This is a genomic window from Phycicoccus sp. Soil748, from assembly GCF_001428025.1.
In the GTDB taxonomy this organism is placed as follows: domain Bacteria; phylum Actinomycetota; class Actinomycetes; order Actinomycetales; family Dermatophilaceae; genus Pedococcus.
Window position 1 is genome coordinate 251,508 of sequence record NZ_LMSC01000006.1, and the last position, 22,813, is coordinate 274,320.

A 22,813-nucleotide genomic window follows, 5' to 3' on the forward strand; every position below is an offset into this window, starting at 1 on the left:
GCGCTCGGCCGCGCCTGTCCGGTTTGTCCCGGGCAGGCAACCAAACCGGAGGCCCGGACGTCAGGGAAGTGGACGCACACCGGGCGGGACGCTCAGATGGCGCCCGTAGAATCGGCGGGGCGATGCGCCGCCCAGCCACCCCCGGGTGGCGTGATCGATCCAGAGAGGTACACGTGAGCGAGCCCACCCACGGCTCTGCGCAGGGCGACGAGCCCGGCCAGGACGCCAGTGTCGGCCACGACCCCACTGAGGCCTCGGATGCCGCGAAGCCGGTGACCGATGGCCAGCCTCTCGAGGGGCCTGCGACCGAGGACTCCGCCGGTGCCGCCGTCGCCCGCCGCCGCGCCGACCGGCACGCGGGTCGGACGCACCGCCACCCGTGGCTGCGCCGGGTCGCGTTCGGCGTCTCCGCCCTCCTCGTGGTGGTGCTGGTGCTCGGCATCGCGGCGTACATCAAGCTCAACGGCAACATCGACCGGGTCGACATCACCGGGGCCCTGGGCCAGCGTCCGAAACAGGTCGCCACCGCGGACGCCAAGACCAAGCTCAAGGCGATCAACATCATGGTGATCGGCTCCGACAGCCGCGGCAGCGGCAGCAGCATCGTGGGCGCACGCTCGGACACCAACCTCGTGGTGCACCTCTCCGCAGACCGGAAGTCGGCCATCGTCGTCTCGATCCCGCGCGACTCGATGACGATGGCGCCGCGCGACTGCAAGAACCTCGACGACACGGTCCAGAACGGCGTGATCCGCCAGTGGAACGCGAACTTCCAGGACGGCGGCGAGGCCTGCACGATCCGCACGTTCGAGGGCCTCACCGACATCTACATCGACCACTTCGTCATCATCGACTTCCGCGGGTTCCAGCAGATGGTCGACGCCCTGGGCGGGGTGACGGTCTGCACGCCGGTCGCGATCAACGACCGGGACGCGCAGCTGACGCTGCCGGCGGGCAGGACCAAGGTGAACGGCAAGCAGGCGCTCGGCTACGTCCGCGTCCGGCACGGGATCGGCGACGGCTCCGACCTCGGCCGGATCGACCGCCAGCAGGCGTTCCTCTCCTCGGTGATCCAGGAGGCGACGAAGTCCTCGTTGCTGCTGCGTCCCGACAAGCTCTTCCGGTTCCTCGACGCCGCCACCGGGGCGATGACGACCGACAAGGGGCTGGACACCGGCGAGATGAAGGACATCGCGCAGAGCGTGGCGAGGATCGGCACCGACCAGATCCGCTTCGTCAAGCTGCCGACGCGGCCCTACCCGGCCGACACCAACCGGGTGGAGTGGCTGCCTGCTGCCGACACGATCTGGAAGGCGATCCGCGAGGACCAGCCGCTGCCCGGCACCAAGCCGCCGGCCGGCACCCCGAAGCCGACCCCGTCGACCACCAGCGCGGCACCGCTCACCGTCGCCCCCAGCCAGATCTCGGTGCGCGTCACCAACGACTCCGGCGTCGGCGGCCTCGCCAAGCAGGCCGCGACCGAGCTGCAGACCGAGGGCTTCAAGGTCACGACCTACCTCACGGGCACCGGGACCCCCACCGAGGGCGTCGTCGTCCGCTACGGACCCGGGAAGGAGGCCGCGGCGCGCACCGTCGCCGCGGTCTACCCGGGAGCGAAGCTCAAGGCGGACGCCACCCTCGGTTCCACCATCGAGCTCAGCATGGGCCTCAACGCACCGAAGGCTGTCGAGATCCCGAACCGGGAGGGGACGCAGCCGCTGCCCACCCCGTCGGTGACGGCCACGAGCACCCCGAGCACCGCGGCGACGATCGCGGCGCGCACGGCCAACCAGGACATCTGCAGCTGACCGTCGGGGCCCCGGCTCTCCCCTCGGGGGGTCGCTTTGCCCCGGCGAGCGGGCTCCGGATACCCTGTGCGGGCTCGGTCGACTTGTCGTCCGGGTGTGGAGACGTCGCCTAGTCCGGTCTATGGCGCCGCACTGCTAATGCGGTTTGGGTTCATCGCCCATCGAGGGTTCAAATCCCTCCGTCTCCGCCAAAGCAAAGAAGGACCCGACACGCTTTTCGTCGGGTCCTTCTTTGCTTTGATCGAGCCCGCGGGATTTGGGAGGAGCCGGAGCGCAGCGGAGGCGACGGCGTCCCTCCGTCTCCACCCCACGGGAAGGCGAAAGTCGGGAAATGGTGTCGCCAGCACCCACTGAGACCGCCGTTTCCCGACTCTCGACGAGGACCGGCTAGAACGCGGACCCCTTGCGCCAAGCCATCTCCTGCAGCTCGAACGAGTTGCCGTCGGGATCGGCGAAGTCGGCGCCCTTCACGCCCCCGCCGAAGTCGCGGACCTCGCCGACGTCCACGCCGCGGCCGATGAGCTCGGCGCGTGCCGCCTCGATGTCCTCCACCACGAGGTGCAGCCCCCTGGAGCTGCCGGGTTCACCGCCGTAGACGTCGAGGCCGGTGCCGAAACCGATCGAGCACCCGGACCCCGGCGGCGTCAGCTGGACGACCCGGACCCCCTCCGCCGGCTGGACGTCGACGTCCTTGGTGAAGCCGAGACGCTCGGTGTAGAAGGCGATGGCCCGGTCCACGTCCGAGACGGGCAGCGGCACGAGCTCGAGCTTCATCTGCATCGGGGTGGGTCCTCTCGTCCGGTGGTGGTGCGCGCCATCCTCGCAGGCGCCGCGCCACGAGTCGTCCGTTCGGACCGGACGCAGCGGTATGGCGCCTGCCCGGCGCCGAGGTGGGGGATCCTGTCGCGACCGCACCGAGGAGTCCCATGTCGCACCCGTCCAACCCCTACGGCCCGCCGCAGCCCCAGCCCGCGCAGCTGGTGCACCCCGCGCAGGCCGCCCAGCCCCACCCGTACCCTGCGCCCGGCCAGGTGTGGAGCCAGCCCGTCATGCCCCCGTACGGTGCGCCGCCCCGCCAGCGCAACGGGCTCGCCATCGCGGCGATCGCGATCAGCGTCGTGTCCCTGCTGGCCTCGCTGGGCGTCGTGGGGTTCATCGCGGTCAGCTCGGCGGCCGACCCGTCGTGGGTCCTGCAGGGCGAGGTGCGCCCGGCGGGCTCCGCGGTCTCCGCCGCCGACCTCGAGTCGGCGCTCACGAAGCTCGTCGAGGACGACGGCGGCTCGGTCGACGAGATCGTCTGTCCCGGCTCCTCTGCCGTCGGTCAGGGGCTCGTGGCGGTCTGCCACGGTTCCGTCGACGGGTTCGACTGGACGGGCCTCGTGGTGTTCGAGGACGAGTCGGGGACGTTCACCGTCAACCAGCTCTGAGGGCTCGGCCGGAACATCCAGGTCCGCATCGCCACGAAGCGCAGCACCGTCGACAGGGCCGTCGCGAGGGCCACGACGGCGGTCTGCGCCGCGGTCGCCGGAGTCGTGGCGAGCAGGTGCAGCAGCCCGAGTCCGCCGGCGGTCAGGAGCCACGTCACGCCGAAGAGGGCCAGCCCCTGGGCTTGGTGGCGTACGGCGCCGCGCCCCTGGGCCCCGAAGGTCCAGCGGCGGTTGAGGGCCGTGTTCGCGACGGTGGCCACGAGCAGTGCCACCAGGTTCGCCACTTGCGCTCCCGGGCCGCCGCTGCGCAGGGCGGCGAAGAGGCCGAGGTGCACGAGAGTGCTCAGCACGCCGACCACGGCGAACCGCTGCAGCTGCTGCCACGTCCGCGTGCCGGCCGTCCCGCGGCCGAGCCGGCGGGCGATGTCCTCCACCGGAAGCCGTCCCCCGGCCAGGGCGCGGCGCACGCGCCATACCCCGCGCAGGTCGTCCATCGCGGTGCCCACGACGTCGACGCGGGAGTCAGGGTCGTCGAACCAGTCGACCGGCACCTCGTGGATCCGCAGCCCGCTGCGCTCCGCCAGGACGAGCAGCTCGGTGTCGAAGAACCAGGTCGTGTCCTCCACCAGCGGCAGCAGCTCCGCGGCGACGTCGGCGCGGATCGCCTTGAAGCCGCACTGCGCGTCGGTGAACCGTGCCCCGAGCGCTCCGCGCAGCAGCAGGTTGTAGCAGCGCGAGATGACCTCGCGCCTGGCGCCGCGCACCACCCGCGACCCTGGGGCGAGTCGGGAGCCGATGGCGAGATCCGAGTGGCCGGACATCAACGGGGCCACCAGCGGCCACAGTGCGTCGAGGTCGGTCGACAGGTCGACGTCCATGTAGGCGAGGACCGGCGCGTCCGAGGCGAGCCACACCGCCTTGAGCGCCCGACCGCGTCCCTTCTGCTCCAGCCGGGCCAGGGCCACGCCGGGGAGCTCGGCCACCAGGCCCGACGCGACCTCGGCGGTCGCGTCGGTGCTGGCGTTGTCGGCCACCGTGATGCGGAACGGGTACGGGAACGTCTGCACCAGGTGCTCGTGCAGCCGCCGGACGCAGGCCGCCACGGTGTGCTGCTCGTTGTGGACCGGGATGACGACGTCGAGGACGGCCGTCGGGTTCGGGGTGCTCATCACCGTCGTCCTCAGGTGGTCTGGGCGCTGGCCGCCCCGGTCGTGCCCGTGGAGCCGGACAGCGGCTGGGTCAGGTCGTAGAACGTCGAGCCGCCGATCGTGACCGAGGCGAAGTTCGCCGCCACCCAGGTCGAGATCTCGCTGCCCGTGCCGCTGCCGCCCACGCCACCGCCCACGCCACCGCCCATGCCGCCACCCGGGCTGCCACGTCCGCCACTGCTGGCGGCGAAGTAGTGGATGTCACCGTCGGCGACGTACTGCTGGAACTGCGCCAGCGTGGGAGACGGGTCGCTGCCGTTGAACCCACCGATCGCCATGACCGGCAGGCCGGTGCCGAGCTGGAGCCCGGCCGCGTTCTGGGAGCCGATGGCCGCGGCCACCCAGCGGTAGGAGCCGGCGTCGGCGCTGAGGGCCGCCACGACCTCCGTGGAGGGGGTGCTCGCGTCAAGAAGGCCGCCCATGCCACCACCCGTGGTGCCTTGGGGAGCGCCGGTGGTGCCGCCGTTGGCCGCGGCGCCGGTCCCACCCTGGGTCATCCCGGGAGGGGTGCCCCCGCCCCCCGGCCCGCCACCGGGCATGCCGCCCCCGAAGCCTCCCCGCCCCGTGGACGGGCCGGCCGTGACGATGGAGCCGGTGTGGGCGGTGCCCACCGTCTGGAGGCTGTACGCCGCGGGGCCGGCGAGGGCGGCCACGAGGGCTCCGGCGACGACGACGGGGACCCAGCGCCGGTGCAGCTGCGTGACGGCGAGCAGGAGGAACGCGCTCGCCATGCCGACGACCAGGACGGCGATGCGCAACCAGCTCTGCCAGTCGGTGCGTGACAGGAGGATGAACGACCAGGTCGCCGCCGCGGCGGTGGCGCCCGCGAGGGTGATCGAGCCGATCGGGCGGTGCCGGTTCTCCCAGGCCTCGCCGGCTCCCATGCCGACGACGGCGGCGACCGCCGGGGCCAGCGCCACCGTGTAGTACTCGTGGAAGATGCCGGCCATGAACGAGAAGGTCAGGCCCGTGACGAGGAGCCAGCCGCCCCAGACGACGTAGGCAGCGCGACGGCCGTCAGTGCGGGGGGCGCGGCCGCGCAGGACCAGGCCCACGGCGAGCAGGATGAGCGCAGACGGGACGAGCCAGGAGATCTGGCCGCCGATGGTGGTGCCGAACATCCGGCCGATCCCGGTCGCACCCCAGCCGTTGCCGCCACCGACCGAGCCCGTCTCGTTGCCGCTGATGCGACCGAGGCCGTTGTAGCCGAAGGTGACCGACAGGAACGAGTTGTCCTGGCTGCCGCCGATGTAGGGCCGCATGCTCGCCGGGACGAGCTCCACGATCGCGACCCACCAACCGGCCGACACAACCATCGCCGCGGTGCCCATGAGGGCTCCGACGATGCGGCGGCGCAGGGACGTGTCGGCGAAGAGCAGGTAGGCGAGGCCGAATGCCGGGACGACGAGCAGGACCTGCAGGGCCTTGGTGAGGAAGCCGAGGCCGATGAGGACGCCGACGACGGTGAACCACTGGTGCGAGCCCTCGTCGATCGACTTCAGCGTCGCCCAGGCGCCGAGCGCCATCAGCAGGACGAGCAGCGCGTCGGGGTTGTTGAACCGGAACATCAGCACCGCCACCGGTGTCAGGGCCATCACGAGTCCGCCGACCAGGCCTGCGGCAGCGCCGAAGTGGCGACGCACGGTCGCATACACGACGCCCACGGTGGCCACGCCCATGAGCACCTCGGGCAGGAGGATCGCGAACGAGCTGAGGCCGAGGACGCGCACCGACAGCGCCATCACCCAGAGCGAGGCCGGCGGCTTGTCGACGGTGATCGAGCTGCCGGCGTCGGAGGAGCCGTAGAAGAACGCCTTCCAGCTCGTGCTGCCGGCTTGCACGGCGGCGGAGTAGAACGAGTTCGCGTAGCCGCTCGAGGTCAGGTCGTAGAGGTAGAAGAGGGCGGTGGCCAGCAGCAGGCCCAGCAGGGCCGGGCGCGCCCAGGACGGGTCGCCGTCGTGTCCGCGCCACAGGCGCTGGAGACGGCGGGGTGCGGCTGGGTCGGCCTGCCCGGTGGTGGCACGGGGGAGGGCCGGGGTGCCGTCGGCCGCGCTGCGGTGGAGGGTCATGGTGTCCATGGCTCCAACGGTCGAACCGGTCACTGTGGGGTTCCTGTGGCACCCCTGAGGCCCGCTGATGAGCCTCAGGGGCACCGCGCCCTACGCGGCGAGGGGTGGGAAGTGGCTGCTTCCGGTGAGCCGGAAGCAGCCACTCCCCACCTTTCGGTGGCGACGCGGAGCCGGTATGGCGCCCGCGCCCGGTGGGCGCGCGGGCGTCAGTGGGCGGGGAGCAGGACCGTGAAGGTCGTGTCGCCCGGGGTGCTCGCGAGCTCGACGCGGCCGCCGTGTGACTTGGCGACGGCGTCGACGATGCTCAGCCCGAGACCTGTCGAGCCGGCAGCACGGTTGCGTGAGTCGTCGCCACGGGTGAAGCGCGCGAAGACGTTGCGCTGCAGTGGCTTCGGGACTCCTGGTCCGTTGTCGGCGACCGTGAGCCGCACCCACTCGCCGTCGGGCCGCACGGAGGTGACGACCTTGGTGCCGGCAGGGGTGTGCGTGCGTGCGTTGGCGAGCAGGTTGGCCACCACCTGGTGCAGCCGTGCCTGGTCGCCGGCGACCTCGACGGGCTCGTCGGGCAGGTCGAGCTCCCAGCGGTGGTCGGGGGCAGCGGCGTGAGCGTCGCTCACCGCGTCCATCGCCAGCAGCGACAGGTCGACCGGCTCGCGTTCGAGCGGGCGGCCGGCGTCGAGTCGGGCGAGGAGGAGCAGGTCCTCGACGAGGCCCTGCATCCGCAGCGCCTCGGACTCGACGCGTGACAGGGCGTGGCTGACCGAGGCGGGCACGGGCTCGCGCTCGCGACTCGACAGCTCGGCATACCCCCGGATGGAGGCGAGCGGGGTACGCAGCTCGTGCGAGGCGTCGGCGACGAACTGGCGCACGCGCTGCTCGCTCTCGTGCCTCGACTGCAGGGCACCCTCGACGTTGTCGAGCATGTTGTTGAGCGCGAGGCCGACCTGGCCCACCTCGGTGCGGGGGTCGGCGTCGGCGGGTCCCACGCGTTCGGCGAGGGCCACGTCGCCGGAGTCCAGCTTGAGCCGGGACACCTTCGTGGCCGTGTGCGCCACGCGTTGCAGGGGGGCGAGGTTGCGGCGCACGAGCCACAGGCCACCGCTGCCCACGAGGACGAACCCCACGATGGTGCCGCCGACGACGAGGGTGACCATCTTGTTGACGGTCTCGGTGACGCCGGCCAGCGGCAGTCCGGTGATCGTGGTCGCGCCGGTCGGGGAGCGCGTGGAAACCAGGCGGAACTCGCCGAGGCCCTTGATGTCGAGCGAGGTGGGGCTCTGGCCGATGCCGGCGGCGTCGATCTGGCTGATCTGGTCACTCGTCAGCGTGCCGTAGCTGTCGCCACGCACGACCCGGTTGTTGGTGACCGAGCCGCCCGCGAGCGTGAGCGTGAGGAACCGCCCGCCGCCGCCAGGGGGAGCGCCGGGTGGCCGTCCGCGGCCGTCGCCGTCGCCGTCGTCGGGCCCGCCCCCGAGTCGCACCGCGCTCGAGCGCAGGTCCTGGTCGAGCTGCCCCTGCAGGTAGTCGTGCAGCAGAAGCACGGTGAGGGAGGAGGTCGCGAGGGTGACGGCGAGGAACAGCCCGACCACCGTGGCGACGAGCTTGGTGCTCAGCGACCAGGCGGCGGGATGGAGTCGGTGGCGCGCCGCACCGACCGCGGCAGCAGGGCTCATGACGCGGGCTTGAGGACGTACCCGACGCCGCGCATGGTGTGGATCATGGGCTCGCGGCCGGCGTCGATCTTCTTGCGCAGGTAGGAGATGTAGAGCTCGACGACGTTGGCCTGGCCGCCGAAGTCGTAGTTCCAGACGCGGTCGAGGATCTGAGCCTTCGACAGGACGCGCTTGGGGTTGCGCATGAGGTAGCGCAGGAGCTCGAACTCGGTGGCCGTGAGCTGCACCTGCTCACCGCCGCGCGACACCTCGTGGCTGTCCTCGTCCATGGTCAGGTCGCCGACGACCAGCACCGACGACGACTCGTCGGCCACGACGGCGGTACGCCGCATCAGGGCCCGCAGCCGAGCGACGACCTCCTCGAGGCTGAACGGCTTGGTGACGTAGTCGTCGCCGCCCGCGGTCAGCCCGGCCACGCGGTCCTCGACGGCGTCCTTGGCCGTGAGGAACAGGACGGGCACACCGGCGTTGTCGCCCCGCATGCGCCGCAGCACCTCGAGGCCGTCGAAGTCCGGCAGCATCATGTCGAGTGCCACCGCATCCGGCTGGAACTCGCGGGCGGCGCGCACCGCTGCAGCCCCAGTGGCGGCGGTCCGGACCTCCCAGCCCTCGTAGCGCAGGGCCATGCTCAGCAGCTCGGTCAGGTTGCTCTCGTCGTCGACGACGAGGACCCGCACGGGCGACCCGTCGAGGCGCTGCAGGCGGGAGGAAGTGGACGGCTGCGTGTTCATGGTCCTAGGGAACACCGGATTGCTGGGCAAAGGCCACGCACAGGCTGTGCGATTTCTGTGAGACCTCTGTGCGGGCTCCGGTCCGGAGTGGGCCTGCTGCGGCCCGAGCGGGAGGGTGCGCTCCCGCCCGGACGGGAGGCGGCCCGGGTGCGGGGTGGGGATACTCCTCAGGGTGCCCGACGACCGATCTCCGACGCAGGACCTGCGCGCCCACCCCGACCGGTACCGCGTCGGGCGCGGCGAGCAGGGCGTGCTCACGGTGCAGCCCTACAAGGACGAGCTGCTGCCCCTGTGGCGGTTCCGCACCCCCGACGTCGCCCGCGAGAGTGCGGCGGCCCTGCGCGCGGCCTTTGACGACTACCTCGCGTCGGGCGACCTGGTCGGTGCGGACATGGCCCGCAAGTTCCTGCAGATGGGCTTCACCCGAGCGCGCCGCTACGCCAACCACCCCGGCGGTCGCAAGTACGACGGCCCGGTGCCGGCAGACCGCCGAGGGCAGAGCGGCGCGCACGGCCGGGCGGAGCTCCCCCGCGGACCCGAGGACCCGGTGAAGGCCGAGTCGGCGCGGATCTTCAAGCAGGCGTGGGACGAGGTCGAGCAGGTCGCCGAGTACACAGCCTGGCGCGCGGCCCACAAGAAGGAGCACGGCTGACGGGGACACTCAGTCGCCGGACACCACGGCCACAGCCTGCCCACAGCCTGCGCGCCGACCCTCGGTGGGACCAAGCCACCCCATCCCGCCGGAGGCGTCCGATGACCCACCCCACGACCCCCACCGACGCCGTGCGCGACACCGGCGCTGACAGCGCGCCGATCGGCTGGGCCACCACCCGGACCATGCCGTATGCCGCCGCATCGGCGACACCGGCCGCCCCGGCTCCGACCGCACCCGCCGTGGGACCGACCGCACCGGCCACCGCTCCCGCGCCGGACACCGCCCCCGCCCTCAACCCGCCGGTGTGGTCCGGTCGCAAGACGGCCATCGCCGCGGCGCTCGCGATCGGCATCTCGTCCGTGGGAGCCGTCGGAGCAGCTGCCGCTATACCGGTCGGCTCGACCCAGGGTGGCTCCGGCCAGTTCCAGCCGGGAGGGTTGGGCGGTCGCGGACAGGGAGGTTTCGGGCCGGGCGGTGTCGGTCAGCAGGGTCAGCTCGGCCAGCCGGGGCAGCCCGGGGCCGCGCCCTCCGACCCGAACGCGGCGACGAGATGACCGCCCTCCCGCTGCTCCACGTCCCGCGGCGGTCCAGGGCCGTCGCGACCGGGTCGGATCCGCTGCCCCGAAAGGACTTCGGCGCCATTCCGGTCTGCGGCTCCGTACGCCCGCTGGCCTCCCAGCGCGTCGGCGCGACAGGGCGGGACTAGGGGCGGATCTCCCCCGAGCCGCGGACCACGAGCTCGGGGGTGAGCACGACGTGGTGCGGTGCCGAGGTGTCGCCGTCGATGCGGGCGAACAGCCGCTTGGCCACCTCGGCGCCGATGGTCCGGACGTTCTGGCGCACCACGGTCAGCGGCGGGTCGACGATGTCGGCCAGCGGGAAGTCGTCGAACCCGACCAGGGCCACGCGTCCGGCGAGCCCACGCTGGTGCAGGGCGCGGATCGCCCCTACTGCCAACGAGTTCCGCGCCGCGAAGATCGCGGTGGGTGGGTCGTCGAGGTCGAGCAGCCGGTACACGGCGGCGACGGCGTCGTCGGACGAGCGCACCGACATCGCCGCGAGGTCCGGGTCCGGCTCGACCCCCGCGTGACGCAGGGCCGACCGGTAGCCCTCCAGCCGGGCCCGGGCGGTCTGGATCGTGGGCATGTCGCCCACCATCGCGATACGGCGGTGGCCGTGCGCCACGAGGTGGTCGACGGCTAGGCGCGCGCCCAGCCCGTTGTCGACCGTCACCGAGTCGGTGTCGACGCCCTGCGGTCGGCGGTCGACGAACACCACGGGCAGGCCGTTGCGCAGGTCGTCGGCCAGGTAGTCCTGCCGCTCGGTGGCGGGCACGAGGAGCAGGCCGTCGACGCGTCGTCGGACCAGGCTCTCGACGATGCTCCGCTCGCGCTCGGGCTCCTCGTCGAGGCTCGAGGCGACGATGGCGACGTCGCGGTCGCGCGCCTCGTCCTCGAGGCTGCGCAGCAGGCTGGCGGAGAACGAGTTGCTCACGTCCTGCAGGACCGCGCCGACCATGGCGCTGCGGCCGTGGGCACGCCGCAGGTTGCTCGCGGCGAGGTTGTGCCGGTAGCCGAGCTGGGCCACGGCCCGCTCGACGCGGGCGGTGACGTCGGGTGAGACCCCGGCCTCCCGGTTGACCACCCGAGAGACCGTCTTGAGGCTGACGCCGGCCAGGGCGGCGACGTCGCGCATGGTCGCGCGGGGCGGCCGTCCGCTCGCTGACATCGATGTCAAGATCACGCAGGTAGTTGTACAGGGTCCATTGACAACAGCACAACCGGGGACTACACATTCTCTTGACAACGTTGTCACAGCGCGGCGACGCAGCCGCCAGAGAGGGAGCCCTCCATGTCTCGATACACCCCCACCCTGCGCCGGACCGTCGCCGTCGCCACCATCGCCTCCACGGCCTTCGCCCTGACCGCGTGCAACCGGTCCAGCAGCTCCGACTCCTCCAGCAGCGGTGGTGGGGGCGGCGCGAAGACCGTGGGTGTCAGCCTCATCACCAAGGACTCCACGAACCCGTTCTTCGTCGCCATGCAGAAGGGCGCCAAGGCCGACGCCGCGAAGAACAACGTCAAGCTGACGGTGGCCTCGGGCAAGCAGGAGGGCGACGACCAGGGCCAGATCACCGCGATCGAGGACTCCATCGCCCGCGGCGACAAGGGCATCCTGATCACGCCCATGAGCACCGGCGTCAACGCCGCGATCAAGAAGGCCCGCGACGCAGGTCTCTACGTCATCGCCCTCGACACCCCGCCCGACCCGGCCAACACCGTCGACATCACCTTCGCCACCGACAACCGTGCGGCAGGCAAGCTCGACGGGCAGTGGGCGGCCGCCACCATGGACGGCAAGCCGGCCGTGATCGCGCTGCTCGACCTGTTCAACGACAAGATCGTCTCGGTCGACTACAACCGCGACCAGGGCTTCCTCGAGGGCATGGGCATCGACGTGAAGGACCCCAAGAAGAACGGCGACGAGGCCAAGACCGGCAAGTACACCGGCGGCAAGGGCGGCGACTACACGATCGTCTGCAACGAGGCCGGCAACGGCGCCGAGGACGGCGGCCGCACCGCGATGGAGAAGTGCCTCGCGAAGAACCCCGGCATCAACCTCGTCTACACCATCAACGAGCCCACCGCGGTCGGCGCCAACGCAGCGCTCAAGGCGGCCGGGAAGACGGCCCTGATCGTCTCGGTCGACGGCGGCTGCGCCGGTGTGGCCAGCGTCAAGAGCGGCGTCATCGGTGCCACCGCCCAGCAGTACCCGCTGAAGATGGCGACGATGGGCATGGAGGCGATCGCCAAGGTCGCCCGTGGCGGTGAGAAGCCCAAGACGTCCGACGGCCTCGACTTCTTCAACACCGGCGTCGCGCTGGTGACGGACAAGCCGGCGCAGGGTGTCGACAGCATCGACACCACCAAGGGCAGCCAGCTCTGCTGGGGCAACTGACTCCCATGGCAACCACCACGACACCGTCCGCTGCTGCCGCCGAGTTCGCCCGGCGGCAGCAGTCGCCCCTCCAACGAGTGCAGCACCAGCTGCACGGCCGGCCATGGCTGAGCCCGCTGTTCCTGCTCCTCGTGGCCTTCGTGGCGTTCTTCATCGCCACCCCGACGTTCCTCACCGCCAACTCCATGGGCATCCTGCTCCAGCAGACCGCCGTGGTGGCCGCGCTGGCGGTGGGTCAGACGCTGGTCATCCTGACCGCCGGCATCGACCTGTCGGTGGGCGCGATCATGGTCCTGTCGATGATGGTGATGGCCTCCCTCTCCAGGGACGGGGGCATGCCGGGCATCCTCGCCCTGGTGATCGGCGTCGTCCTGGCGACGGCGGCAGGTGCTCTCAACGGCTTCCTGGTGACCCGGATCAACCTGCCACCCTTCATCGTCACCCTCGGCACGCTGAGCATCTTCACCGCCATCGCGCTGCTCTACTCCGGTGGCGAGAGCATCCAGGCCGACCACCTGCCGGGCCTGCTCAACTTCCTCGGTGACGGCTTCAAGATCTTCGGCATCAGCCTGACCTGGGGCATCGTCGCGGTGATCCTCATCTACATCGCCGTGGGCTTCGCCCTGGCCCAGACGGCCTGGGGGCGCTACGTGTACGCCGTGGGCGACGACCCCGAGTCGGCGCGCCTCTCGGGCGTGGCCAGCAAGCGGGTCCTGCTGACCGTCTACACGCTCGCGGGTCTCATCTACGGTCTCGCGGCGTGGGTCCTCATCGGCCGTGCCGGTGCGGCGACGCCCAACGCCGTCCCGGACGCCAACCTCCAGAGCATCACCGCGGTCGTCATCGGCGGCACCAGCCTCTTCGGCGGTCGCGGCCGGCTCATCGGCACCGCCATCGGTGCCCTCATCGTGCAGACCCTGCAGTTCGGGCTCTCCCAGATGGGCGTCGACCAGCAGTGGCGCGTCCTCGCGACCGGCATCCTCGTCATCGTGGCCGTCGCGGTCGACCAGTGGATCAGGAAGGTCAAGGCATGAGTGCACCCACGATGGAGGTCGCCCACGGCGGCGTCCCTGCGGACAAGCAGCACATCTACAGCCAGGAGCCGGTGCTCTCGGCCCGCAAGCTCGTCATCACCTTCGGCCGCGTCATCGGACTCGACGGGGTCGACCTCGACCTCTACCCCGGCGAGGTGCTCGCCGTCATCGGTGACAACGGCGCGGGCAAGTCGACGCTCATCAAGTGCCTGACCGGCGCCTACACGCCTGACTCCGGCGAGATCACCCTCAGCGGCGAGCGCGTGCACTTCGCCCGGCCGCAGGACGCGCGGGCAGCCGGCATCGAGACCGTCTACCAGCAGCTGGCCGTCATCCCGGCGCTCGACATCGCGAGCAACCTCTACCTCGCCCGCGAGGAGCGCCGCAAGGGCATCCTCGGGTCGGTCTTCCGCATGCTCGACAAGAAGGGCATGGAGAAGCGGGCCGGGCAGTCGGTCCAGGACCTCGGCATCCAGACCATCCAGAACATGGGGCAGGCCGTGGAGACCCTCTCCGGCGGTCAGCGACAGGCCGTCGCGGTGGCCCGCGCCGCGGCGTTCGGCAGCAAGGTGGTCATCCTCGACGAGCCGACCGCCGCCCTCGGTGTGAAGGAGTCGGGCATGGTGCTCGACATGATCAAGCAGCTGCGTGACCGCGGCCTGTCGGTCATCCTTATCAGCCACAACATGCCGCAGGTGTGGGAGGTGGCCGACCGCATCCACATCCAGCGGCTCGGCGGCCGGGCGGGGGTCATCACCCCGCAGTCGCACGACATGGGTGAGGGCGTCGCGATCATGACGGGAGCCAAGCGCCTGGACGGCCCGTCGTGAGCACGGTCGTCGTCGGCTACATCCCGAGCCCGGAGGGGGTGGCTGCCTTCGTGCGGGCCAAGGACGAGGCGGTGCTGCGCGGGGCGCGGCTCGTGGTCGTCAACACCGGCCAGAACGGTGACTTCGCCTCGAAGTCCTTCGCCACGGCGCAGGACGTCGACGCGATCGCCAGCGAGCTCTCCGAGACGGGCCTGGACTACGACGTCGTCCAGCCGACGGCCGGGCTCCCGGCCGCCGAGGAGATCCTGCACATCGCCCAGCAGGAGGATGCCGAGCTCATCGTCATCGGCCTGCGCCACCGCTCCCCGGTGGGCAAGCTGTTGCTCGGCAGCACCTCGCAGCAGGTCCTGCTCGACGCCTCGTGCGCCGTGCTGGCCGTCAAGGCGCCCAGGGCGTCCTAGCGCTCGGGACCCGGCACGGGTACGCCGCGTGGTCAGGTGACCACCCGGCGTACCCGTGCGTGGGCTCGGTCCCGGGACCGCCGGGCGCCCGGCGGAGGGGCGGCCAGTCAGGTGCGCGCGGACCCGAGCCCGAGCACGACCGCCAGGCCCAGGGCGCTGCGCGGGTCGTACGCGGTGCGCCACAGGCCGCCGTGGACCGCGCCGTGCGCCTCGTCCTCCCAGGGTGCGAGGCTGCTGCGGGCCGGGTCCGTGGCACCGGCCGTGCGCAGGTCGTGGACGAGCAGGGCGGCCATGAGGGTGTTGCTCGTCGCGGGCTCGAAGACCTCGATGCCGAAGCGGTGGGCGCCGGCGTAGGCGGAGGCCAGGGCCCGGTTCTTGACGACCGACCGGGTCCGAGTGGGAGGAGCCACGTTGAGGGAGGTCGTGACCCCGTCGCGCCGGGCGACGGTGGCGCGCCACCGCTGGAGGCGCTTGGCGAGGGCGTAGTTGGGGCCCTGCTGCGGGACGAGGCTGTCGTTGAGCCCGGGGTCGGAGCCCGGCGCGTAGTTGCGCTGGAGCAGGCGTCCACCGCTGACCGTCCGCAGCGCCGGTCGTGCTAGGCGCATCACCGCGGACGGGGCCCGGTAGGCACGGGTCGAGAACTCGACCGCCTCAGCAGGCACGGCGAAGACGTCGGTCGGGGTGGCGAGGAAGGCGAGCGCCACGTCGTCGCGGCGCCTCAGGAGCTCGACGCTCAGTGCGTCGACGGCGGTGGCCACGCGCACGTTCGTGGCGCCGTCCGCATACACGTAGTTGCCCATGACGAGGGGCCCGCCGAGGGAGGACAGCCAGTCCGCGAGCCGGGGCAGGTCGTGGACCAGGTCACCGCCGGCGTGGGCCGCCAGGTCGGACGCCGACCAGGTGGAACCGGAGACGGGCAGGTGCAGCGTGCCCGCGGAGCCGGCGGCGATGTCGAGCACCCGGCGCCAGAGGTCGGGGCGGGGCAGGTCGACCCCGACCACCTCCCCACCCCACGACAGCACCGCGCGCAGCGGGCCCATCTCGGCACCGGCGCCGAGGACGACGAGCTTCTGGTCGCGCAGGTCCAGCCAGTCGGGGTGGGCCATCACCTCGCGCACGGCCTCGGCCGCCGAGGGCTCCATGCTCCCGGCGGCCAGCCAGCGGTCGAGCTGGCGGTGCAGCGCGTCACCGGCGAGGCGCTGGCCGTGCAGCGGGATGCTGAGCTCGACGGTCCGTTCCCCGGTGCCCCGGACCGTGGCGCTCTCCAGCGCGGTGCCGTCTTCGTCCGTGCTCGCGGCGAACACCTCGCCGAGCGGGACCTCTCCCGCCGGCGTGACCGAGCGCATCCGGGAATGCAGCGAGTCCAGCCCCGCCCTGGCGATGTCCACGGCCGCCTCGCCCTCCCTGAGCAGTCCGGCCTCGACGAGCCTCCGGAAGTGGTCGAGGTAGCCCTGCCGCCAGCTCGTCTCGCGCTCGGCGGCCCGCGCGCCGACGGGGTCCACCCCGCGCAGGGCGTCGGCCACCACGGCCCGTCCCAGCGCGGAGGTGCTGCGCCGGCCGTCGACCTCGGGGAAGACCACTCCGCTGTGAGCCATGCGGCGAGTATGCCGTGTGGCGTGGTGCGGGGTGGCAGGCACATCGGTGTCCGGTTGTGGACGTGAAACGTCCACAACGCTGGATACGGTGCCCGCATGGACACCACCTCGAGACCATGGGAACCGCCCTTCGCGGGCACCGAGGAGCAGGCAGTGCTGGGGGCGCTGGACCGGCTGCGGGCGACGTTCCGCTGGAAGGCCGACGGCCTCGACGCGCAGGGGCTGCGCACGACGGTCGGGGCGTCGAGCCTGACCCTCGCCGGGCTGCTGAAGCACCTGGCCGTCTGCGAGGACCACAAGTTCGCCGTCAAGCTGGCCGGTGCGCCGATGGACCCCGTGTGGGACGACAACGGCTGGGACGAGGACGTCGACTGGGAGCTGACCTCGGCCGTCGACGACCCTCCGGAGAAGCTCTACGACCTCTATGACCAGGCCGTGGCCCGGGCCCGCGCCCGGGTCGACGCCGCCCTCGCCGACGGCGGCCTCGCCGGGCCGGTCGTCGAGACCGGCCCCCACGGACGGCCCGCCAACCTGCGGCGGCTCGTGCTGGACATGGTCGAGGAGTACGGCCGGCACACCGGTCACGCCGACCTGTTGCGGGAGGCCGTCGACGGTCGCGTCGGCGAGGACCCGCCGGACGGCTGGCAGCCGGTCTCCGGTGACGGGTGGCGGTGGCCGCAGCGGTGAGCGGTTACGACGACAGCAGGCGCGGCGAGGTGTTCCGGCGGCTCGACCTGTCCGACGCCGTCTTCGACGACACCTACCTCACCGGTGCGCGGTTCAGGAACGTCGACCTGCGGCAGGCCGTGATCAGGGGGTCGCTACTCCTCGACGTGGAGATCAGCGGCGAGGTCGAGCGCCTCACCGTCAACGGGGTCGACGTGACGGGCTTCGTCGAGGCCGAGCTCGACCGGCGCGACCCCGACCGGACGCGGATGCACCCCACCGACCCGGCCGGCTTCCGCGAGGCCTGGGACGTGCTCGAGCGGCGGTGGTCCGAGACCGTCGACCGCGCACGGCGGCTCGAGTCCCGCGACCCTGCCCTCCTGCACGAGCGGGTCGACGGTGAGTGGTCCTTCGTCGAGACGTTGCGCCACCTCGTCTTCGCCACCGACGCGTGGATCCGCAGGGCGCTGCTCGGCGACCCGGCGCCGTGGAGCCCGCTCGACCTGCCCCACGACGACATGGCCGACATCCCGTCGGTGCCCCGCGACCACGACGTGCGACCATCCCTCGACGAGGTGCTCGAGCTGCGGCGTGACCGGATGGCCACGGTGCGCGAGGTCGTCGACGGCCTCACCGACGAGCGCCTCGCCGGCACGACGACCCCGGTCACCCAGCCCGGCTACCCCGAGTCCGAGTCCTTCCCGGTATCGCGCGTGGTCGGCTGCATCGTCAACGAGGAGTGGCACCACCACGCCTACGCCACCCGTGACCTGGCCGTCCTCGAGTCCCGGCTCGTCACCGACCCGCAGCCCTGTCAGTGACGGAGGGCGCTGGGGGTGGCGTGGTCGTCACCCCAGCCCCCTCGCGGCCGGGACGGCTACCTCGCCGCGGTTCCTCGCTCGTCGAGCCCTGCTACGAACGCCAGCTCGTCCCACCCGATGAACAGCAGGCTCAGCAGGAGGCCGGAGCCTGCCGCAAGGGCGGCCCCCCCGGCCGAGGCGGGGAGTGAGCCGCTGGTGACTGACGCACCCGCGACGGCGACCACGACGAGGAGCAGGTTGCGCACCACGTGCCGCCCGCCGAGCCGGCCGCCCCGACCGCCGAAGCACCGGCACGACACGGGCACGTCCTGGCGCAGCGACCGGGCGATCCCGGTCACGAAGACCAGCAGGATCCCGGCGGCCACGAGGTAGCCGACGAGTGCCCAGCGGGTGAGCAGGAGCACCACCACGAGAACCTCCCCGGCGACCACGGCGGGCGCCGACCGAGCCGCTCCGAGCGGGCGCAGGGACTCGGCGAAGTCGCGGAAGGACGAGACGCTGCGCAGCTTGCTGAAGGCGGCCACGGCGAAGACCGCGACCAGGATGCTGCGGAGGGTGAGGTCGACGTCCACGTCAGGCCCCCTGGAGAAGTCGGCGCCCCACGACACCGACCACGGCGTCCGCGGCGATGAAGCCCAGCTGGCGGGAGTCGAGGCTGTGCGTGTTGTCGCCCAGGACCACCAGGTGGCCCTGCGGCACCGCGGAGCAGCCGACGGTGGGCCGGACGGTTTCGGGCGTTCGAGGCCGGAGTCATGGCGCAGCGGCTCGGCTGGCTGGACTGACCGCTCCGTAGACGCGTTTGGGGGCAGTGCGGTGACGTATTCGTCACTGCACTGCCCCCAAACGCGGAGTCAGCCGGTAGCCAGCGGGGTCAGTCGTCCATCCCGAGGCGCGCCTTGAGGCCGTCGAGCTCGACCTGCAGCTGCGTCGGCAGGGTCTCGCCGAACTTGGCGAACCACTCCTCGATCTGCGGGATCTCGGCCTTCCACTCCTCGGCGTCGACGGCCAGCGCCTGCTCGAGGGCGGCGTCGCTCATGTCGAGTCCGTCGGTGTCGAGCGACTCAGGGGTCGGCACGTGGCCGATCGGGGTCTCGACCGCGGCGGCCTTGCCCTCGATGCGCTCGATGGCCCACTTCAGGACGCGGCTGTTCTCGCCGAACCCGGGCCACAGGAAGCCGCCCTCGTCGTCACGGCGGAACCAGTTGACGTAGAAGATCTTCGGCAGCTTGGTGGCGTCGGCGTCCTTGCCCACGTTGATCCAGTGCTGGAAGTAGTCGCCCGCGTTGTAGCCGATGAACGGCAGCATCGCCATGGGGTCGCGGCGGACGACGCCGACGGCACCGGTGGCAGCGGCGGTCGTCTCCGAGGAGAGCGTCGCGCCCATGAACGTGCCGTGCATCCAGTCGCGGGCCTCGGTGACCAGCGGGACGGTCGTCTTGCGGCGGCCACCGAAGAAGATCGCCGAGATCGGCACACCCTTGGGGTCGTAGTACTCCTTGGCCAGGATGTCGCACTGCTCGATCGGGGTGCAGTAGCGGCTGTTGGCGTGGCTCGACAGCTCGTCGGAGTCGGGCGTCCAGTTCTCGCCCTTCCAGCTGGTGGCGTGGGCCGGGGTGTTCTCCAGGCCCTCCCACCAGATGTCGCCGTCGTCGGTCAGTGCGACGTTCGTGAAGACCGAGTTGCCCTTGTTGATGGTCTTCATGGCGTTGGGGTTGGTGTGCTCGTTGGTGCCGGGGGCGACGCCGAAGAACCCGAACTCGGGGTTCACGGCATACAGCCGGCCGTCCTCACCGAAGCGCATCCAGGCGATGTCGTCGCCGAGGGTCTCGACCTTCCAGCCCGGGATGGTCGGGGCGAGCATGGCCAGGTTGGTCTTGCCGCAGGCGGAAGGGAACGCGGCGGCGATGTAGTAGACCTGCTGCTCGGGGGAGATGAGCTTGAGGATCAGCATGTGCTCGGCCAGCCAGCCCTCGTCGCGCGCCATGACCGAGGCGATGCGCAGGGAGTAGCACTTCTTGCCCAGGAGGGCGTTGCCGCCGTAGCCGGAGCCGAAGCTCCAGATCATGCGCTCCTCGGGGAACTGCACGATGTACTTCTCCGGGTTGCACGGCCACTTCACGTCCTGCTGGCCGGGCTCGAGCGGTGCACCGACCGAGTGCAGGGCCGGGACGTAGTTGGCCTTCTCGCCGAGCTCCTCGATGCGGCGCAGCACGTTGACGCCGGTGCGGGACATGACGCGCATCGAGACGACGACGTACTCGGAGTCGGTGATCTCCACGCCGAACATCGGGTTCTCGGCGTTGAGGTGGCCCATGACGAACGGGATGACGTACATCGTGCGGCCCTTCATGCAGCCGGCGTAGAGCCCGCGCATGAGGTCCTTCATCTCGTTCGGGTCCATCCAGTTGTTCGTCGGCCCGCAGTCCTTCTCGTCCACGGAGCAGATGAAGGTGCGGTCCTCGACGCGGGCGACGTCGGTGGGGTCCGAGGCGGCGTAGAAGCTGTTGGGCTTCTTCGAGTCGTCGAGGCGCACGAAGGTGCCGGCCTCGACGAGCTTGTCGGTCAGGCGGGTCCACTCGGCGTCGGAGCCCGTCACCCACTCGACGTGGTCGGGGGTGGTCAGCGCGGCCACCTCGTCGACCCACGCCTGGAGAGCGGCGTGCGTCGTGCCTCCTGCGCGCTGGTCGGTGGTGTGTGTCGCCTCGGTCGTCATGCTGATCGGCCGTCCCTTTCGCCCGGGTCCGTGGCCCCGGAACCGGTGAGGTCTATGCGTCCACGCCGCTGTGGATGCCGATGTGGAGTCCACATCGTGAACGCTGCTGGTCTGGCCAAGGTAGACCCGCCGTCGAGGTGGCCGGTACCACCGACGGCGGAGATCGCTCGTGAAAATCCTCACAACCCAGGAGTAGCCCTGACCTGCATGTTTGGTTCTTGCAAGCGCTGCAAGAACTCTCCGCCACGCCGCTCATTTCTTGCCCCCCGGGGCACCAGGCGGTCCTCGCCGGGGGGCCGCCTGGAGTGTCGAGCGGGGCCGATTTCGTGGGCGAGGGGGTGAGCCGGTAGTCTTTCCCGTCGTTGCTCCGGGCGATCCCCGGGGCAGCATTGGCGCCCGTAGCTCAACGGATAGAGCATCTGACTACGGATCAGAAGGTTAGGGGTTCGAATCCCTTCGGGCGCACTCTGTGTTGAGACAGAACGACGACACCCCGGTCCCTCGGACCGGGGTGTCGTCGCATCTGGGTCCGGGTCGGTCGTGCCCGAGCCACGGCTCAGTGAGCGCCAAGTGTCGTCATGGCGCCCCCGTACCGACACTTCGCGCTCACCGAGCGGGGTGAGGGCTCAGCGCGACGCGTGGGCCAGGTGGGCCCGCAGGGCGACGTAGACCTTGCGGACGCCGATGGCCTGTTGCAGGTCGTCCTCGATCCGGGTGAAGAACTCGCGCCGGTAGGTGTCGTCGATGACGGCCTGCACCGTGAAGTAGAGCCCGGCGAACCCCGACAGGAACAGCGCCACCGAGAACAGCTCGTCGCTGATGAGGTGGAAGGGCCCGGTGAAGTGCGGGGGCGAGCCGACCCAGGTCTCGATCACGCTGGGACGGATGGCGATCGAGCCGAACACGACGAAGAACCCGAACACGATGAGCACCAGCGACAGCATCTGGACCGCCTGGGCGACGAAGAGCATGAGCATGAGGTTTCGTCGCTGCAACGGTGGCAGCCGGATGCCCGCGACCTCCGAGGCGAGGTGCGGCTCGGCGAGGATCTCGCGCGCCGCGGACGCCACCGGGGTGCCCTGGCAGGTCGCGGCCAGGCGCTCGCCCTCCACCTCGACGCCGACCCGGGCGATCTCGCTGGCGAAGGACGGGGCGAGGAACGCGACCGCCATCAGCGCGAAGATCCCGACGCTGGCCCACAGCAGGGGGCGGGGGAGGGCCGCGCAGACCTGCCACACCTCGGTGTTGATGAACAGGAACGTGATGAACAGCAGGAGGAACGGCAGTGCGCGCGTCGCGAGCGGGCCCAGCAGGGAGCGGTTCTCCCACGCGTGACCCAGGGCCCAGCGGCTGATCAGCGCGACCCGGAAGACCCGCACCGCGCGGGCCACGGCCCCCACGAGCAGCACCGCGACCGCGAGGCCCACGACCTCGGCGGCGGTCCAGTGCAGCGCGACCCCCACCAGCACCGCGACGGCGGCCGGTACGGCGAGCAGGCCGGCCCACAGCCCGACCACGCGGGGAGCGAGCGCGCGCTGGATGGCCTCGTGGCCGGACTCGACGAAGTAGGGCAGGCCGTTGTCGTCGAACCAGCGCTCGCACTTGGCGACGTCGTTGGTGGTGAGCACGGGCTCAGCCTCTCAGGTGGGCATCCGCCGCCTGGGGCAGGCGCGCGAGCCCCTCACGAGACGCAGAACTCGTTGCCCTCGGGGTCGCGCATCGTGACCGCGAAGTAGTCCGCGCCCTCCGGTGCGTTGACCCAGGCAACGGTGGCGCCGAGGCGCGCCAGCCGCTGCGCCTCGGCCTCGACCGCCGCGCGGCGCTCCGCGTACGGCATCTGCTCACGCCCGGGTGTCCGGCGCAGGTCGAGGTGCAGCCGGTTCTTGCCGGCCTTCCCCTCGGGCACCTGCTGGAACCAGATCCGCGGGAGCATCCCGTCCGGGTCGACGACCGCGCCGCTCCCGTCCTCGGCGCCCTCGAGGTCCTCGTCGGGGATCCCGGCCGCGCGCCAGTACTCGAGCCAGCTCGCCCAACCGGGCGGGGCGGGCTCGGGGACGTACCCCAACGCCGCACACCAGAACTCGACCATCCGCTCGGTATCGGCGCAGTCGACCGTCAGCTGCCAGCTCGTCGCCATACCTGCGAGTGTGTCAGCGCCGGCCGACGGGGGGAACAGGTCGGCCGAGCAGGGGGAGCGCCACGCACCGGCCCAGCCGGGCGAGGC

Annotated in this window: 21 protein-coding genes, 2 tRNA genes and 1 pseudogene; 12 read left to right on the forward strand and 12 right to left on the reverse strand. The window is 71.5% G+C overall.

Features of this window, described 5'->3' with window-relative positions; all coding sequences use genetic code 11:
• The first annotated feature begins 173 nt into the window (after positions 1-173).
• Together ASG70_RS06205 and ASG70_RS06210 are read left to right on the forward strand one after the other, a co-directional pair.
• A complete protein-coding gene (locus ASG70_RS06205; RefSeq protein WP_235531375.1) occupies positions 174-1,808 on the forward strand; it encodes an LCP family protein in 1,635 nt (544 codons plus the stop codon).
• Positions 1,809-1,906: 98 nt separating this feature from the next.
• Positions 1,907-1,999, forward strand: a tRNA-Ser gene (locus ASG70_RS06210).
• A 196-nt stretch (positions 2,000-2,195) separates the two neighbouring features.
• Here ASG70_RS06210 and ASG70_RS06215 read toward each other — a convergent pair.
• The gene (locus tag ASG70_RS06215; protein ID WP_056882967.1) at positions 2,196-2,588 is read right to left on the reverse strand and encodes a VOC family protein; all 393 of its coding nucleotides are present in this window, start codon (positions 2,586-2,588) and stop codon (positions 2,196-2,198) included.
• A gap of 146 nt (positions 2,589-2,734) precedes the next feature.
• Here ASG70_RS06215 and ASG70_RS06220 point away from each other — a divergent pair, with 146 nt between their 5' ends.
• Positions 2,735-3,235: a hypothetical protein gene (locus tag ASG70_RS06220; protein WP_056882968.1), complete on the forward strand. Its 501-nt coding sequence runs from the start codon at positions 2,735-2,737 to the stop codon at positions 3,233-3,235.
• Here the strand turns inward: ASG70_RS06220 and ASG70_RS06225 are convergent.
• The 4 genes from ASG70_RS06225 to ASG70_RS06240 all read right to left on the reverse strand — a co-directional run bounded on the left by ASG70_RS06225 (position 3,130) and on the right by ASG70_RS06240 (position 8,916).
• Positions 3,130-4,404 carry a bifunctional glycosyltransferase family 2/GtrA family protein gene (locus ASG70_RS06225; protein ID WP_082590191.1) on the reverse strand — a complete coding sequence of 425 codons (1,275 nt, stop codon included), beginning with the start codon at positions 4,402-4,404 and terminating at the stop codon, positions 3,130-3,132. The two genes, ASG70_RS06220 and ASG70_RS06225, sit on opposite strands and share 106 nt — an antisense overlap.
• A gap of 11 nt (positions 4,405-4,415) precedes the next feature.
• On the reverse strand, positions 4,416-6,521 hold the full coding sequence (locus tag ASG70_RS06230) for a glycosyltransferase family 39 protein (RefSeq protein WP_056882969.1): 2,106 nt from the start codon (positions 6,519-6,521) through the stop codon (positions 4,416-4,418).
• Positions 6,522-6,718: 197 nt separating this feature from the next.
• Positions 6,719-8,185 carry a HAMP domain-containing sensor histidine kinase gene (locus ASG70_RS06235; protein ID WP_056882970.1) on the reverse strand — a complete coding sequence of 489 codons (1,467 nt, stop codon included), beginning with the start codon at positions 8,183-8,185 and terminating at the stop codon, positions 6,719-6,721.
• Positions 8,182-8,916, reverse strand: coding sequence for a response regulator transcription factor (locus ASG70_RS06240; RefSeq protein WP_056882971.1), 735 nt, complete (start codon positions 8,914-8,916; stop codon positions 8,182-8,184). The genes ASG70_RS06235 and ASG70_RS06240 overlap by 4 nt, the downstream gene beginning before the upstream one ends.
• Before the next feature lie 172 nt (positions 8,917-9,088).
• On the opposite strand from ASG70_RS06240, the gene ASG70_RS06245 reads away from it, so the two are divergent.
• Both ASG70_RS06245 and ASG70_RS06250 read left to right on the forward strand, forming a co-directional pair.
• Complete coding sequence (locus ASG70_RS06245) at positions 9,089-9,568, forward strand: DUF4385 domain-containing protein (protein ID WP_056882972.1); 480 nt, start codon at positions 9,089-9,091, stop codon at positions 9,566-9,568.
• 101 nt (positions 9,569-9,669) lie between these two features.
• Positions 9,670-10,125: a hypothetical protein gene (locus ASG70_RS06250; protein WP_056882973.1), complete on the forward strand. Its 456-nt coding sequence runs from the start codon at positions 9,670-9,672 to the stop codon at positions 10,123-10,125.
• A 148-nt stretch (positions 10,126-10,273) separates the two neighbouring features.
• On the opposite strand, the gene ASG70_RS06255 is transcribed toward ASG70_RS06250, so the two are convergent.
• Entirely contained in the window at positions 10,274-11,299 is a 1,026-nt protein-coding gene (locus ASG70_RS06255; RefSeq protein ID WP_056882974.1) for a LacI family DNA-binding transcriptional regulator, read from the reverse strand.
• 123 nt (positions 11,300-11,422) lie between these two features.
• Here ASG70_RS06255 and ASG70_RS06260 point away from each other — a divergent pair, with 123 nt between their 5' ends.
• The 4 genes from ASG70_RS06260 to ASG70_RS06275 are packed head-to-tail and all read left to right on the forward strand — an operon-like array spanning position 11,423 to position 14,794.
• Positions 11,423-12,529, forward strand: a complete 1,107-nt coding sequence (locus tag ASG70_RS06260; protein WP_056882975.1) for a substrate-binding domain-containing protein — start codon at positions 11,423-11,425, stop codon at positions 12,527-12,529.
• A gap of 5 nt (positions 12,530-12,534) precedes the next feature.
• Positions 12,535-13,563, forward strand: coding sequence for an ABC transporter permease (locus ASG70_RS06265; protein ID WP_056882976.1), 1,029 nt, complete (start codon positions 12,535-12,537; stop codon positions 13,561-13,563).
• Between the two features lie 11 nt (positions 13,564-13,574).
• On the forward strand, positions 13,575-14,393 hold the full coding sequence (locus tag ASG70_RS06270) for an ATP-binding cassette domain-containing protein (RefSeq protein WP_156399883.1): 819 nt from the start codon (positions 13,575-13,577) through the stop codon (positions 14,391-14,393).
• A complete protein-coding gene (locus ASG70_RS06275; protein WP_056882978.1) occupies positions 14,390-14,794 on the forward strand; it encodes a universal stress protein in 405 nt (134 codons plus the stop codon). The genes ASG70_RS06270 and ASG70_RS06275 overlap by 4 nt, the downstream gene beginning before the upstream one ends.
• Before the next feature lie 107 nt (positions 14,795-14,901).
• Here ASG70_RS06275 and ASG70_RS06280 read toward each other — a convergent pair whose 3' ends face one another.
• Positions 14,902-16,389 carry a hypothetical protein gene (locus tag ASG70_RS06280; protein ID WP_056882979.1) on the reverse strand — a complete coding sequence of 496 codons (1,488 nt, stop codon included), beginning with the start codon at positions 16,387-16,389 and terminating at the stop codon, positions 14,902-14,904.
• 96 nt (positions 16,390-16,485) lie between these two features.
• Between ASG70_RS06280 and ASG70_RS06285 the strand changes: the two genes are divergently transcribed.
• On the forward strand, positions 16,486-17,076 hold the full coding sequence (locus tag ASG70_RS06285) for a DUF664 domain-containing protein (protein WP_056882980.1): 591 nt from the start codon (positions 16,486-16,488) through the stop codon (positions 17,074-17,076).
• Positions 17,073-17,876: a DinB family protein gene (locus tag ASG70_RS06290; protein WP_082590301.1), complete on the forward strand. Its 804-nt coding sequence runs from the start codon at positions 17,073-17,075 to the stop codon at positions 17,874-17,876. Before ASG70_RS06285 ends, ASG70_RS06290 begins: the two co-directional genes overlap by 4 nt.
• A 56-nt stretch (positions 17,877-17,932) precedes the next feature.
• Here the strand turns inward: ASG70_RS06290 and ASG70_RS06295 are convergent, their stop codons facing one another.
• The 3 genes and pseudogenes from ASG70_RS06295 to ASG70_RS06300 form a co-directional block, all read right to left on the reverse strand.
• A complete protein-coding gene (locus ASG70_RS06295) occupies positions 17,933-18,448 on the reverse strand; it encodes a MauE/DoxX family redox-associated membrane protein (protein ID WP_056882981.1) in 516 nt (171 codons plus the stop codon).
• A 1-nt stretch (position 18,449) separates the two neighbouring features.
• Positions 18,450-18,596 (reverse strand): annotated as a pseudogene (locus ASG70_RS18795) (S26 family signal peptidase); the annotation flags it as partial.
• Positions 18,597-18,747: 151 nt separating this feature from the next.
• A complete protein-coding gene (locus ASG70_RS06300) occupies positions 18,748-20,589 on the reverse strand; it encodes a phosphoenolpyruvate carboxykinase (GTP) (protein WP_056882982.1) in 1,842 nt (613 codons plus the stop codon).
• Positions 20,590-20,981: 392 nt separating this feature from the next.
• On the opposite strand from ASG70_RS06300, the gene ASG70_RS06305 reads away from it, so the two are divergent.
• A tRNA-Arg gene (locus ASG70_RS06305) sits at positions 20,982-21,054 on the forward strand.
• Between the two features lie 161 nt (positions 21,055-21,215).
• Here ASG70_RS06305 and ASG70_RS06310 read toward each other — a convergent pair.
• Positions 21,216-22,217: a hypothetical protein gene (locus ASG70_RS06310; protein ID WP_056882983.1), complete on the reverse strand. Its 1,002-nt coding sequence runs from the start codon at positions 22,215-22,217 to the stop codon at positions 21,216-21,218.
• Positions 22,218-22,270: 53 nt separating this feature from the next.
• Positions 22,271-22,726, reverse strand: coding sequence for a VOC family protein (locus tag ASG70_RS06315; protein WP_056882984.1), 456 nt, complete (start codon positions 22,724-22,726; stop codon positions 22,271-22,273).
• Between the last annotated feature and the right edge of the window lie 87 nt (positions 22,727-22,813).